Annotated in this window: 12 protein-coding genes; 9 read left to right on the top strand and 3 right to left on the bottom strand. The window is 46.7% G+C overall.

Features of this window, described 5'->3' with window-relative positions:
* The first annotated feature begins 800 nt into the window (after positions 1-800).
* The 3 genes from COW20_10695 (at position 801) to COW20_10685 (ending at position 3805) form a co-directional block, all read left to right on the top strand.
* Positions 801-1589 (top strand): hypothetical protein, encoded by a 789-nt coding sequence (locus COW20_10695; GenBank protein ID PIW48128.1) that lies wholly within the window; start codon positions 801-803, stop codon positions 1587-1589.
* Between the two features lie 404 nt (positions 1590-1993).
* Entirely contained in the window at positions 1994-2365 is a 372-nt protein-coding gene (locus COW20_10690) for a hypothetical protein (protein PIW48130.1), read from the top strand.
* A 171-nt stretch (positions 2366-2536) separates the two neighbouring features.
* Positions 2537-3805: a hypothetical protein gene (locus COW20_10685; GenBank protein ID PIW48127.1), complete on the top strand. Its 1269-nt coding sequence runs from the start codon at positions 2537-2539 to the stop codon at positions 3803-3805.
* A 15-nt stretch (positions 3806-3820) separates the two neighbouring features.
* Here COW20_10685 and COW20_10680 read toward each other — a convergent pair whose 3' ends face one another.
* Positions 3821-4399: a hypothetical protein gene (locus tag COW20_10680; protein PIW48126.1), complete on the bottom strand. Its 579-nt coding sequence runs from the start codon at positions 4397-4399 to the stop codon at positions 3821-3823.
* 78 nt (positions 4400-4477) lie between these two features.
* Here COW20_10680 and COW20_10675 point away from each other — a divergent pair, with 78 nt between their 5' ends.
* Both COW20_10675 and COW20_10670 read left to right on the top strand, forming a co-directional pair.
* Positions 4478-5884: a recombinase RecQ gene (locus tag COW20_10675; protein ID PIW48125.1), complete on the top strand. Its 1407-nt coding sequence runs from the start codon at positions 4478-4480 to the stop codon at positions 5882-5884.
* A gap of 38 nt (positions 5885-5922) precedes the next feature.
* Complete coding sequence (locus COW20_10670) at positions 5923-7392, top strand: sodium:solute symporter (GenBank protein PIW48124.1); 1470 nt, start codon at positions 5923-5925, stop codon at positions 7390-7392.
* An 84-nt stretch (positions 7393-7476) separates the two neighbouring features.
* Here COW20_10670 and COW20_10665 read toward each other — a convergent pair whose 3' ends face one another.
* Entirely contained in the window at positions 7477-8904 is a 1428-nt protein-coding gene (locus tag COW20_10665; GenBank protein ID PIW48123.1) for a hypothetical protein, read from the bottom strand.
* Positions 8905-9048: 144 nt separating this feature from the next.
* Between COW20_10665 and COW20_10660 the strand changes: the two genes are divergently transcribed.
* The 3 genes from COW20_10660 to COW20_10650 all read left to right on the top strand — a co-directional run bounded on the left by COW20_10660 (position 9049) and on the right by COW20_10650 (position 11030).
* The gene (locus COW20_10660) at positions 9049-9726 is read left to right on the top strand and encodes a hypothetical protein (GenBank protein ID PIW48122.1); all 678 of its coding nucleotides are present in this window, start codon (positions 9049-9051) and stop codon (positions 9724-9726) included.
* An 81-nt stretch (positions 9727-9807) separates the two neighbouring features.
* Positions 9808-10404 (top strand): D-glycero-beta-D-manno-heptose-1,7-bisphosphate 7-phosphatase, encoded by a 597-nt coding sequence (locus tag COW20_10655; protein ID PIW48121.1) that lies wholly within the window; start codon positions 9808-9810, stop codon positions 10402-10404.
* A 104-nt stretch (positions 10405-10508) separates the two neighbouring features.
* Positions 10509-11030 (top strand): hypothetical protein, encoded by a 522-nt coding sequence (locus COW20_10650; protein PIW48120.1) that lies wholly within the window; start codon positions 10509-10511, stop codon positions 11028-11030.
* A 67-nt stretch (positions 11031-11097) separates the two neighbouring features.
* Here the strand turns inward: COW20_10650 and COW20_10645 are convergent, their stop codons facing one another.
* Positions 11098-12255 (bottom strand): hypothetical protein, encoded by a 1158-nt coding sequence (locus COW20_10645; protein PIW48119.1) that lies wholly within the window; start codon positions 12253-12255, stop codon positions 11098-11100.
* Positions 12256-12778: 523 nt separating this feature from the next.
* On the opposite strand from COW20_10645, the gene COW20_10640 reads away from it, so the two are divergent.
* The gene (locus tag COW20_10640; protein PIW48118.1) at positions 12779-14623 is read left to right on the top strand and encodes a hypothetical protein; all 1845 of its coding nucleotides are present in this window, start codon (positions 12779-12781) and stop codon (positions 14621-14623) included.
* The last annotated feature ends 4 nt before the right edge of the window (positions 14624-14627 follow it).

The following is a 14627-nucleotide window of genomic DNA, read 5'->3' as shown; positions in this document are numbered from 1 at the left end:
ATGAATATTACGAACTCCGAGTGAGCTTAAACAAAGCGTCACGCAGGGCCGGGTGTAAGTCCCGGTCGGAAGTCCAAGAAGGAAGGCAGCGTTCAGCCAGCCGATCCGATCTGAAGAGGCAAAGCCTTGAAGCCAGGTTCTCGCAAGGGAATAAGGGCAAGAAGGCAGTCGGGCAGAAGTGCCGGAGAAGTTTCAGACGGGGAGAAATCCTTGAAGGGCCAAATCCAGGAGGGTCAAGTTCTGGTGGCAACACCGGAAACACTGCACGCAGGGTTATAACCCCCTGAAACCGTAAAAACGGTAAGAGGGGCAGGCGCCGGTAACGGTGGTCAATCTGCGGATGGTGAAACACCCTGAAGGAATGAAGTACAGGAGGGGAGCGGGTTTCTGGCGACAGGAACTACGGATCTGGTTCGGGTGAAAAGCCTTGAAGCTGTTAAAACAGCAGGAAGGCCCAGGCAGAAGCGGTAGCAATCGGTTTTGCACAGACGAGCCAGGGGAAAGCCCCTGAAGTACCCAGATGAAAGTCTGGAGGAGGATCGGGATCTTCGGGTTCCGATAGTCGTGTCCGGCAGCTCGGGCTGAAAGGCCCGGTGTCAGGTGCGCTGAAGGCGTTTCAAACGTCAGGAGTGCAACCGGGGCGCCTGAGATGGAATGGCCCCGCCGGTCAACGATGAAGACTCCATGAGACTGCTAAGGACGCGGGAAGTTTAAGGTTCGCCGGAGTTCTTCTCTTTTTTGTTTTCCTTTTTTCAAGGGCGTATAATAAGCTCAGGTGAGAATTCACCCAGGAGGCATATATGCCAGGAATTTTACCTATTATCTTTGTCATTCTACTTTTCCTGATTATTTCCAGCATTCGTATCGCCCAAGAATATCAGCGTGCAGTTGTTTTTCGTTTGGGACGTTTTGTGGGTGTCAGGGGGCCAGGTCTCTATTTTCTGATTCCTGTTTTTGAATGGGATCGCAAGGTGGATATCCGCACCAATACAGTGGATGTAGAGCAGCAGGAAACCATTACCAAAGACAGCGTAACCGTCAAAGTCAACGCAGTGCTCTGGTACCGTGTCACAGATCCTGAAAAAGCCCTGATCAGTGTTGCCAATTACAGTGAAGCTGTTTACCAAGTTGCCTTGACCTGTTTGCGAAACATTATTGGCCAGCATCAATTGGACGAAGTTTTGAAAGAGCGCAGCTCGATCAATGCTACCTTGCGCCAGATTGTGGACGACGCCACGGATCCCTGGGGGGTAAAGGTTGAAATGGTCGAAATGAAAGATGTTGAAATTCCTTCTTCCATGCAGCGGGCCATGGCCCGAGAAGCTGAAGCCTATCGTGAAAAACGGGCGCGGATTATTAAAGCAGAAGCCGAACTTGAAGCCTCTGAAAAACTGGCCGAAGCATCGCGCCAAATAGCAGAAAACCCTGCTGCACTTGAATTGCGGCGCATGCAGATGATTTCAGAGGTGGGAGCTGAAAACAATACCACCACCTTGATCATGATCCCCTCTGATTTTGTGACCCTTGCCAAGGATGTCAGCCAGAATCTTCAAAGCAAACGCAAACAGGATATGGCCTCAGAGTCTTAGTTCCAGATTTATCCTTTAAAGATTTTCTTTGTATTCAAGGCTTGAGAGCGTTGATAAAAGATCTTTGATATAAAATACTTGATATACCATAGGGGGTATGGTAAGATAATTTCAAAAGAGAATTTGGCAGGAGAAACAAATACATGAAACTCGCATATTTTAGAAAAAGTACCCGTTCCTTTGACGAAACCCTGGCAGCTTTGCAGGCCACCGCAGCTGAGCAAGGCTGGAAAGAGTTAGGCACCACTGCTTTACCGGAGGATCAGGGAACAATGGTTTTGCTCTGTCGCCCAGATTGGTTGGGCGAGCTGATCAAGCACGATCACCAGGTTTTGGGATTTGCGCCTTGTTCAGTGACCCTTTTGAAAAAAGACAATGAGGTTCAGGTGGGGGTCAGCCAACTCATGCAGTTGTTGGCTCAAAGCCCTGATTTCGCCAAGATTGCTGCTCAAGCCAGCGCACAGCTCAGAGAACTGGTACATGCCGCTGCCGGCGTGGGGGAGCCAAAACTGGAAAAGGTCAAGCTTTACTCCACAAAATCCTGTCCCTATTGCCGAATGGAAAAATCCTGGCTCGAAGGTCAAAAAATAGAGTTTGAAGAGGTTTATGTGGATCTTGATCAAGCTGAAGCTGAGCGTTTGGTTCGCAATACCGGTCAATTGGGCGTCCCTGTAACTGAATTTGTATATAACGAGGGTGAAGCCGAATATGTTGTAGGGTTTGACCGCGCACGCCTGCAAGATTTGCTTAAACTTGAAACACCTGTAGCGGTCTAATGTCCTCCTGACCTCCTCTTTTACAGGCCATCCCGGAGAGTTTCTCTCCGGGTTTTTTCGTTTTAAGAATAAAATCAAACAAAATAAAGATTAAAAAATATTTAATCTCCGCAAGAACCCTGTCGAAATACCAGATGATAGAGTTATCGGGATCGCGCAGAGAGGTTATTTATGAAGCGAGCATTCAGCTCAAAATTTGTGAGTTTAAAATTGCAGATGGCAAGCGCTTTGAAAAAAACAAGCCTGGGTCTTTTCGCTGCTGCTTTGAGTGTAAGTGCTTTTTCTGCCTGTTCCTCTTCACCGCTTCCGTTTTTACCTCCTGTTGCGACGAATTCTGCTCTGCGCGCCTATGCTCCGCTTTATTTTGGTGATTTGGCAGTTAAATTCAACAATGCCTATCATGCGCTCTATGCCGATAATGAAATTGCAGGGCACCAAGATCCACAGAACCCCGATAAAATATTTGCCAAGCTGATTTCTGAAGCCCAAAAAACCATTGATATTGCAATTTTTGATCTGGAAGAACCCTCTGCTGCTGAAGCCTTGATCGCTGCACGCAAGCGCGGGGTGCGGGTCAGAGTCATGACCGACAGTGACAATATGAGTGTCTCAGGTAAAGACGGCGCACCCCGCCCGATTCATACCGCCATGCGCAAGGTGGGTATTCAAATCAAAGGCGATAACCGCCGGGCCTTTATGCATCATAAATTTATGATCATTGATGGGCAGCACGTGATCACAGGCTCTCTCAACCTAACTCCCTATTCCATGTACCGCGACAACAATAATTCTATCAAAATTACGTCTCCACAATTGGCTGCGAATTATCAGGCCGAGTTTAACCGACTTTTCGTCAAGGGCCTGTTGGGACCCAATGACCATCAGATTCCCTATCCTGTTGTACAGGTCGATGGGGCGGTAGTGCAAACCTTTTTCTCTCCCAAGGGAGGAACCAAGCAGGCGATTATGGATGCCCTGGGCAAAGCCCGAAAACGGATTCGTTTTATGGCTTTCTCCGTCACTGATGAAGACCTGCAAAAATTATTGGTGAAGAAACATCGGGATGGCGTGAAAATTGAAGGTATTTTTGATGGCTGTATGATCACCCAATATTCGGTTTATCAGGATTTGTTGACCAAAAATATACCGGTGATGATTGATGGCAATCAGGCACTTTTACACAGCAAAGTCTTTATTGTGGATGATCAGGTTGTAATTACAGGGTCGTATAACTTTTCTAAAAATGCCGAAGAACGCAACAATGAAAATACGCTGATTATTCGTTCTCCCAAGGTCGCTCAGTTTTACCTTGCCGAATTTGAACGCTTAAAACAGGCTTCTTTAAACAACCGAGTGCCCCCTTATGACAACCGTTCCTGTAGCAGCACTGAAAGTGGGAATGATACCCAACTGCCTCCGGCTACACAGCCTGGAGAATGATGCCCAGTCTGAGATTCAGGCGATAAGTTCTTGGATACTGAGCATCAATTGAGAAATGCCTGTCAGCAGGCCCAGAAAACTGAACCCCAAAACCAGCATGCCGCTGATGACCAGGCTGCCGATGGCCTTATCCAGGCTGAATTTTTGAGCAGATTGTATCCCCATGACAGAGAGTACCAAAACCCAAAACCCAATGCCGATGCTCAGGAGCAATTGAAGGGTGACACCCGCTTGGCCTAAAAAATTGGGCAAAGCGCTGATGGGGGCCAACAAGACCAAGGGCAAGGCAGCCAGACCCAGACCTGTCATGGTATCTGTGATGCGACCCGTTCCACCAAAAAGATCAGCACTCAGGCTGATCATCAATGAAAAGATCATCCAGAGCACAAAACAGCCCCCTCCATTTACCATCAATTGAGGCAAAAGGGTGAACAAAGGTTGATGCGATGAACCCGCTTGGGTAAGGGTGTGCAAAAGAGTAGTCAGGGCCAGAATGCAGGCCGCCAAACCCCAATGACCGCGCTGGGCCAATTTGGGCAAAGCCTGCGCTGGGCGCAGGAGCAATTCATAGCAATTCAGGCTCCAGGTATTCACAGGGCTTCCTCTTTGGGGGTAGGATCAAAGGCAGGATAACGTATTTTTGCCCTGATGCCCAGGGTCTGAAAAGGAGATCTGTTTTTGCAAGCAAAAGCGTGGCCCACTGTTTTAGCGCGATATTGGGGTAAAGAATTTCAATTGCGTTCGCATCAGCAACCCATTGTAGAAAACCTGACTGAAAAGCGTGATGTTTTGGCTCTTTTGCCGACAGGTGAAGGAAAAACCCTCTGTTTTCAATTGGCAGGTTTGGTTTTGGGAGGGCTGACCTTGGTGGTTTCACCACTTTTGGCTTTGATCCAGGAGCAGGTAGAAGACTTACAGGCCAAAGGATTGCCTGCTTGGCAACTCAGCAGTCAACTCAGTCCAGAACAGCGACGCAAACTGCTAACCGCCTTAACGAACACTGCTCAGGCCTTTCTTTATTTGTCCCCAGAACAGCTCCAAGGAGCCGCTTTGCAGACCTTTCTTGCAGAACTGCCTCCCCGTTTATTGGTCATCGATGAAGCGCATTGCATTTCTCAATGGGGCCGTAGTTTTCGCCCGGCCTACCGCGAGATTGGTTCATTATTATCAAGCTGGAAGCAGCGCCCTGTGCTTGGAGTCTTTACCGCGACAGCCCCTCCCCAGGTTCAGGCGGATATTTCACAGGTTTTGGGCTTAAAGGCTCCGAAGCTCTTCCAGGGATCCGTTTTGCGTGACAATATCGCGATTCGGATTCAGCGATGCTGGACACCCCGCAGCAAACGCAAGGCATTATTGGCAGGTATTCAGGGCAAGACCCTGATTTACGCACGGTCTCGCCAAGCGACAGAAGAATTGGCTCAGGCACTGCGTGAAAAGGGCTTCCCAGCAAGTTTTTACCATGCAGGGGCTTCGTTGACTCAGCGCCAGGCAGCCTATCAGCACTTTCGCTCAGAACCCCTGGCGGTTTTGGTGGCGACCACCGCCTTTGGCATGGGGGTGGATATCCCTGATATCGCAACGGTGATTCATTGGCATTTGCCCGAGAGCCTAGACGCCTATGTTCAGGAAATTGGGCGGGGGGGACGAAATCGCAAGTTTCAGGCCCAAGCCCTGGCGCTTTGGCTTTGGGGAGAAAAAGGCGGCGGATTTAACAAACTTGAAGCTGAATTGCCCAAGCGGGTTTGGCAGCTCTTGGGCAAAGGACTTTCGCTGATAGAGGTTCAGGATCGTCTGGATCTCAGTGACCAATCTCTGAATACCATGCTTTTGCCATGGCTGGCGCAAGGCTGGATTCAACCCTTGGCAGGTAAGCGTTACCGTTTGAATGCAGAGGTTTTGAGTCGCGAAATGGAATGGGCTGTGTTTCGGGCAGAAAAACAGGAACAGCAGTTTTTGCGAAATCAGCAAGCGGCTTTTAGACGCTATTTAAAAACCCGGCGTTGTCGCAGAGAGCAATTAGAGCGTTATTTTGAAGTTCCTTTACAGCCTGGCTGTGGACTTTGCGATTGCTGTATTTAAGAGGCTGTTTTCTAAATGCAGAGCTGATATACTGAACCATGCTTTTTGGCTTTGTACTTCTCTATCTGTTTTTATCGGTCGGGATTGGGCTTTGGGCCGCGCTCAAAGTCAAAAATACCCGCGATTTTGCTGTGGCGGGTCGGCATCTTTCTTTTCCTGTGGTGACCGCGACAGTTTTTGCGACTTGGTTTGGCGCAGAAACCGTTTTGGGACTTTCAGCTACCTTCTTGCAAGAGGGCTTAAGCGCTACGGCATCAGATCCCTTTGGCGCCAGTATGTGCCTGATTTTTGCGGGTCTCTTTTTTGCCCGCAAACTCTACCGCCTCAATTTGCTGACGATTGGGGATTTTTTCAGAATTCGCTATAATCGCGTGATTGAAATTTTAGCCACGGTTTGTATTGTTGTTTCTTATCTGGGCTGGGTCTCTGCTCAGATTCGCGCTTTGGGGCTGGTCTTTGCCGTGATCAGCGGCGGGGAAATCTCGGAACACAATGGCATGATTTTAGGGGCCCTGATTGTTTTGACCTATACGGTTTTTGGCGGCATGCTCTCGGTTGCTGTGCTTGATTTTGTGCAAATGATCGTGATCATGGCTGGTCTTTTGGGCATTGGTTGGTATGTCACCACCCTGCCGGGAGTGGGGGGGCTGGGCAATGTGGTGCATCAAGCCGCCAGTCAGGGGAAATTTGTATTTTTTCCCCGCCAGGCTTCGGCCTGGATGCCCTTTATTGCGGCCTGGTTGACCATGATGTTGGGATCGATTCCTCAGCAGGATGTTTTTCAACGCATGACCTCAGCCAAAGACGAAGATACTGCCGTCTACAGTACGGTTTTGGGGGGAGGCTTGTATTTTGTCTTCGCTTTTGTGCCCATGCTGCTGGCTTTTACCGCTTTGCTCGTGGCACCTGAAAAATTTCAAGCTATTTTGGCAGTAGATGCCCAGAAAATTTTACCCACGCTGATTTTGGAACACACGCCGCTCTTTGCCCAGGTCTTGTTCTTTGGTGCTTTGCTTTCTGCCATTATGAGTACTTCTTCGGCCACGCTGCTGGCACCCTCAATTACCTTTTCTGAGAATATTCTCAAGGGCTTTTTCCCGCAAATCAGCGATGTTGCTTTTCTGCGCATGATTCGAATGGTTTTGCTGGTTTTTGCGCTTTGCGTGCTTTATTACGCTTTGCAATCTGATTCTTCCATTCATAAAATGGTGGAAAATGCCTATAAAATTACCCTGGTTGCAGCTTTTGTGCCGCTGACAGCAGGACTGTTCTGGAAAAAAGCCACGACCCAAGGCGCTTTGGCTGCTATGTTGGGGGGCTTGGGAGTCTGGTTGGCGATGGAAATCTTCTTACCCAAGCCATTGCTTGAGGTTTGGCCCCCCCAGCTCGGGGGGCTCTTGACCGCGATTCTGGCCATGTTGATTGGTTCACTTTTGCCCCAATGGTACCAAGCCAAAATCAGTACGCTCGAGAGTGAGTTTTTACAGGCCGAGCATGCTGATGCCTGAATTTGATGGCTGAAAAATACGGTAGTCCGCATTAAATTCCAAAGAAAAAAGCCCGGCCAAAATCCGGGCTTTTGTTTGGCGGGCTTAGCTATAAATCACAGTGGTAAGGTATTCATCCGCATTGGCCCGGAAGATATTTTCCATCATGTCTTTATAGTAGTTGAAGAAATGGCCATGTTCATGCTCAGGGAAATCGCTATACTCCATGAAGACACCCATCAGTTGATCAAAATACTGATCATAGAATTCAATCATGCGCTCGTTTAGATCGCTGAAATTGTCTTCGCAGAACTGATTGAAATCATCAATGCTGAAATAATCGCGGGCTTTGGCCATGCAAAGCTCGTATTTCTCTTCTTGGCTCTTGTCAGGGTCATTGATAATCGCGAGATAATCTTCCTGCTCAAGATCCAAGCGCATATCCTTCTGTGTGACAGCGCAGAAGGAGAACCATTTCAGCAGTGCGCAGATCAGCCAGGGGAAATGCACGTGTAAGGAAGTGAAATTGCTGTCAGGACAGGCATTGGCGAAATCAATCGGGTGAATGGCGCCATCTTTGATCAGGGCCTCAAAGGAATTGTAGGTCCAGCGGTGAAAGGCATTGATAAAGCTTACATAGTTTTCAAGGCGACCGAACATGTCTTTTTCAACCCGCAGTTTTTCAGGGCTGTAGTGTTCGTGTAGGGGGGCATCGGGTTGGAAGCGCATGGGCATAATCTGAGGGCCAATGCCCATACAGCGGATAAAGGCATCGTAGTTTTCGACGGCTTCCTGCAAGTGAAAGGCACGGCCTTTGGTGACCGTATCATATTTTTCATAGAGTTCTTGCATGGAATCAATTTTGTAGACATCGCTGCCGCCTCCCCCGAAAGGTTTTTTCAGAAAGAGCGGGAACTTATTGTCGAAAAATTTATCAACGGCGTCTGCGACATAATTGCCTTGAACATAGAATTGTTCACGCAAAAGCTGTTGCTTGGCCATGTGTTTTTTTGCGCGATCCAGAGTGCTTTTGACTTTGGCCCAATCCGTTGTGCGGCGGCTTTCATCCCAGCCAAACTGGGTATTTTCGATAATGACTTCCTGTTCGTATTTCCACCATTCCTCCATTTTCTGGTCATAGGTATAGGGGCTGAATTGAGGTAGCAAAACGGTGGTGGGGACGCGATCGCGAGGGTGAACCACGCGGGTCAGCAGATCGGTGGTGCTGTGTTTGTCATAAATATTAAAGGTATAGCTGTGATTGGCGAAAGAAAGTCCAGAGTTGACCGCTGTACCTGCCCAGCATTTATAGTAATCGTTCCAATGAATGGTGCGATCGACAATAAAATCGGTACTGCCCTGCAAATTGGCGCCGCAGGCGACAGGTTCCGCAATGACACGGTGCAGTTCAATTTTGTATTCCTTGCCTTTATAGTGCAGGGTGCGATCGAGAAAATCTACAAAGGTGCGCATGGCATAGCGCATGCTCCAGTCCTGGGAGGCCATCAGGCTGATTTTTTTGATTTCGGCCATGATACTCTGAATCTCCTTGAATAATAGATTGAGGATTTTTAACTTCGGATTCCCTTTCAGTTGGAACCTGATGATCAGGATACCTGATCTCATCAAAGTCTGGGTGATAGACTGAATTATTCCAGAAAAGAGAGGCATAAGCAGATGTGTGGGCGTTTTGTGAGAAAAACTGAATTAGAAGCCTTGGCTGAAATTTTTGATGCACAATTGGAGACCGATCTGGCGCCGAGTTATAATATTGCGCCCACAGAGGAAATCGCCGTGGTATTGTGGCATGCCCGTTTGCATAAACGCGCATTGGTGGCTGTGCGTTGGGGCTTGGTGCCCGCCTGGAGCAAAGATGCTTCGGGGGCTGCGCGCATGATCAATGCCCGTGTGGAGTCAGTTGCAGAAAAACCAAGTTTTCGTGAAGCATTTAAACATCGACGTTGCCTGATTCCCGCAGATGGCTTTTATGAGTGGAAATCCGGTCAGGAAAAGCAAAAGCAGCCCGTTTATATTCATTCCGGTCAGCCTCATCCGATTGCTTTTGCCGGTATATTTGAGCATTGGAAAAAACCGGAGGGAGGATGGCTTTCGACCTGCGCCATTTTGACCACCGAAGCCCATCCAACTTTACAGGAGGTGCATCATCGCATGCCTGTCATTTTAGCGCCTGAACAGCAAAAATTGTGGCTTGAACCCAACTTGAATGATTCGGAGCAGGTTCTGGCTCTGCTACGTTCTTTACCTGAGCAGGAATTGCTTTATTATCCGGTTTCACCCCAGGTCAATGCTGTACGTTATAATCAACCCGAATGTCTTTTGCCTTTAGAAGCTTGAGTCTTTCAAGCCATTTGGGCTGACAGCACTTGTCTGGCCTTGTAAAATACAGAGTAACGAAATTAAATCAGGAATTGAACTATGACTTCTTCACCCAGACCTGCTGTTTTTTTGGATCGTGATGGAACGATTAATCAGGAGGTGGGCTATATTCGTGAACTTGAAAAATTGGTTTTAATTCCAGGCGCTGCTGAAGCTATTCGAGGTTTAAATCAGATGGGAATTCCTGTTGTCTTGGTCACCAACCAGTCGGGTGTGGCGCGGGGGTATTACCCTGAAGATTGGTTGGGAAAACTTCACCAACGTCTGGCTGAGCTTTTAGCGGTCGAAGGGGCTCATTTGGATGGCGTTTATTATTGTCCCCATTTGCCAGAGGGCAATGTGGCTGAATACAGTTATGCCTGTGATTGTCGTAAACCCGAGCCCGGCATGCTTGAGCAGGCGGCTCGGGACTTGAACCTCGATCTCGCTCACTCATTCATGGTGGGTGACAAGGCCACGGATATTGATGTGGGGGTTCGGGTGGGGGCCCAAACGGTTCTTTTGCGTTCAGGCTATGGAGAACAGGTTTTACGGGGTGAGTACCAGCATCGGCCAGATCCTGATTACGTCTTCAGCAGCCTGAATGAAGCCTATCAGACCGTGATGAAAGCTTTTTTTGAAAAACTTTTAAATTAAAACTTAATCTAGTTTTATTATTGAATGCTTCTAGCTTTGTAAGAATGAAAAACTCTTCTGTATAAAATAAAATGGGTTATTTTTTATCTAGGAGATAAAACAGTGTGTTCAAGGGATTAGAGCCTCATAATTTGGATCAGGTTCTTGAGTTGGTAGCAGTTTGGAAAAATGCCTTTTTAAAAAGTCCTGAATATTTTAACCTTTCTGAAGACGCGCAGGATGAATCGGGGCCTGTGATCTTAGGCTTTGGGGAGTATATGTTCAGTTATCGATCGCTTTCACCGGCTGAATGGGCGCCCGACGCCGCGCAGGAATGTTGCTTAGAAGATTTTCCTGCACATATGATTGCAGAACCCAATTTTTTTGAATCAGTCTCACCTGTACTGGTGGCTTTTTTTGAATTTTTGGGAAGAGAGCGTCAATATTTACAAGCCAAGGATTTATCTGAACGGGTATCGGGTTTGAAAGATGAAATTACCCGTCTTTCCGAGGATCCTGCCCGTTGGAGTAAGGAAAAACTTCTGATTATGCAGGCGACTTTAGATGGGCATGACTTAAATGATTTGGATATTTTAGTCGATTATGCGCGTTCATATGAAGAACAGTTTCATGATTTGGTTTTTTAAAAAAAAATGCCGGAGGAATTTTCCTCCGGCAGCGTCATGCTGAAAGCCAGATGGTGGCTGTGGTTGTTTAGAACCAGATGCCGGTATTGGCGAGTATTTCGAACCGATTGCTGGATGTATTGCCATTGGCATCCATAAACAATTGGTTTTTATTGGGATCCATCATCAATTCACGGGCTTCAAGGCGAACATAGGATTGTTTGGTTGGGCGGTATTCCAAACCGAGAGTTGCCCCCCAGCCTTGAAGCTTATCTGCAGTTACAACCCCATTGGGATCCTGAATCATTTCACCACGAACGGTGACGCCAAAATGCTCAAGAAAATCGTAACGGGCAGTCAGTTGTCCACCGTAGTAGAGACCTGCATTTGATTGATTGGCCACATCGACCTGGCCACGAATACCCAGGTTTTCGAGGATCATATAGTTCAGGTTGAAGTTATTGTAAAAGCGAACGAAACTTGCATCGCCAGTATTGCTCTCATCGCCGACAAGACCACTCCAGGAAACACCGAGATTGTCCATGGGGTTATAGCCAATCAGCCAGCCCACACTTTTGTTTGCATTGTTGTCTACGATATTTCCGTAGCCATTCAGAACATGTAATTGTGCGGTGAGCATGCTGCCCAGATTGTAGCTGACACGAACGCCAGACTGATAAAAGGGTTCGAACATCGTGACCAAGGCCAGATTACTCAACCAATTATAGCGGGGCAAGAGCGCTTCATTTCCAATATGGGTTAAAAATATTCCGCCATCGACCCAGAGATCATTGCCTTCTCCACCCAGGTTGCCCAGGGCTTTAAAACCCAGATTTGCTTCTTGGATCGCACTATAGGCTGCAGGTGTCCAAGACTGTTGGCTGATGGTTCCTACTTGAAGTGTGGTGCGTCCACGATACCAATCTTGTTCCAAACTGGCTGTGATTTGTGCAGTGTTCAGGTTGAATTCATTTCTGCGCCAGCCAATGGTATTGAGTGAAGATTCAATTTTGGGACTTAGGACACCCTTGGCATCTTTCATGTGGGTATCCGTGTCATAACTATAATAAGCATCTAAATAAACTTCCAGTTTGAGGGGAGAGGCTGCAGCCGTTTCTGTAACGCTCATTGTAGCGGTGCTTTCCTCTTGTGCCAAAGCAGGAGCTGCAATAAAGCTGCACAATAAACTTAATGCAAGTGTTTGATGCAGTTTCTTTTTCAGATTCAACGAGATATTTTTCTTCATTCAGATGTCCCTTTCATTTCCTTCAGTGTGCAAAATATTGCATATTAATTATTTATTTGGTTTGTGATTGAATTTATTGTAAAGATAGCTTTTGCTATTTTTACACTTAAAACCCTCACGGACTGCTTGTTTAAAGTTAATTGGTATAGTAATAACTTTTATTCTCTCAATAGTATAGTCTAGGTCAAATGGGTTCTGTCAATCCCTCCATTTATCGTGTCTTAATACAGAGACTAAAAGCTCTGAACATTTAATTGAAAGAGATTCAGGGGGGATATGGGAATGATTGTGACTTAAATGGTTATTTAAAATTAACAATTATCATACAAAAATTTACAATATTACATTTATGACGCTTAAGCCCTTTGTTTGTGACTGTTTCGCTTTCGCTTATATTAAAAGTAATTACTTAACAGTTCTTGCAATTGTTGTTTGCAAATACTATCATGTGTAGATTAATCTCCACGAACTGTGGATTTATTGATTCAAACCGGCCAAAGGGCCTGAGGAGGAAGAATATCTCGTGTCACTGCTACGTATAAATATTTCAGCCAAGATGGCATTGGTCGGAGCAGCTATCCTGTTTCCGATTATTACGCTTTTGTTTTTGCTGGTTTCGGAAAAAAATATCGCGATTAATTTTGGTACCAAAGAATACTATGGGGATGCCTATTTGGTGCCCCTTAAAAAAATGTTGGATTCCATGCCTGAACACAAGGTGGTAGATAATCGCCGCAAGTCGCTTAAATTAGGGGGGGATCTTGCGCCTTTGCAAGCAGCTGTGAATTCTGCCTTTGAAGAATTAGAAGCTGTCGATGCTAAATATGGGAAAGACAAAGGTTTTCTTGAGTCCACCAAGCGCATTGCAGATTTGAAGTCTGCTTGGGCAGGCATTCAACAGGGTGTGGGCAGCATGTCCCATGCGCAGAGTATGAAAGTCCATGATGATCTGATTGCCAATCTGCGCAGTGTAATTACCTATATCGGGGACTATTCAAACCTGATTCTTGACCCTGACTTGGACAGTTATTATTTGATGGACGTGACCCTGCTGAAAGTACCCAGCATGGTTGACAATATGTATAAACTTCAGGTTTTGGCAGAAGATATTATTCAGAAAAAAGCGGCATCTGCTCAAGAAAAAACAGACTTAACTGTTCTTTCTGGCTTGGTTGCTACAGATTTGGCTGCTCTTCGCTCAGACCACGACGTTTCTTATAAAAATACAACGGATAAAGATCTTAAAAATGAGCTTGAACCCAATGTGGTAGCAAGCCAGAATGCAGTCAACGCCATGTTGAACTATGTGGATCGCAATATTCTTAAGACCGCCAATGTGGGAGGGTCAGTAGGCCAGTTTGCTGCAGTCAGTAAAGCCGCAGTACAAAAAACGATGGCCATGTATGACACCTCAATCAAAGGTGAAGATCGTTTGCTTTTGACCCGTGTAGGCCGTTTTAAAGACAACCGTACTTTCACGATTACTTGGGTAAGTCTTTTGACCCTTTTGATTCTGGCGATTGGGGGCTGGATTATTTACCAGATCGTTCAGGGCATTACCAAGTTGAAAGTTGCAGCCGAAGAAGTTACCAATGGCAATTTGGGCGCTGAAGTGAATATTACTTCACAGGACGAATTGGGAAATCTGAGCCAATCCTTCAATGAAATGGTCAGCAATATTCGTCAGTTCACGATTAAAGCTGAAGAAGACAAACTCTCTCTGCAAAAACTGGTAGAAGAGATTTCAGAAGAAGTCAGCAATATTAAATCTGACGGTGAAATTGTAACGGATAACGCCAAGATCGTATCTGAAATGGCGACTACCTCCGCTGAGTTTTCAGGCGAAGGGGAGCGTGCGGTTTCTGACTCGATTGAGGGCGTTGAACGTATTAAACGTCAGATTGAGGATGTGGCCGAGAAGATTCTCGAACTCAGCTCTCAGACCCAGGCGATCGGAAATATTATTTCAACTGTGGATGATATTGCCAAACAGTCCAAATTCCTGGCTTTTAACGCTTCGATTGAAGCCTCTAAGGTCGGGGAGTATGGTAAAGGTTTTGCAATCGTTGCGAATGAAATTAAGAACCTTTCTGAAGAATCCAAAGAAGCCACCAAGAAAATCTCTGAAATTCTGAATGAAATTCAGGGCCTGACGAATACCTCCGTAATGCTGGCAGAAGATGCTACCAAGCTGGCTGACGCAGGTTATCAGTTGTCGAGTACAGCAGGTCAAACCATTAATAAACTGACCCTCTCGATTCAGAATTCATCTGAGGCCGCTTTCCAGATTACCTCTTCGGCTCTGGAACAGCAGACCCGTCTTGAAATGCTGGTGAACACGCTGCAAACCGCTGTAGAGACCAGGTAAGCAC

This window comes from bacterium (Candidatus Blackallbacteria) CG13_big_fil_rev_8_21_14_2_50_49_14 (assembly GCA_002783405.1).
Lineage (GTDB): Bacteria > Cyanobacteriota > Sericytochromatia > UBA7694 > UBA7694.
This window is presented reverse-complemented; position numbering and strand designations above follow the sequence as displayed.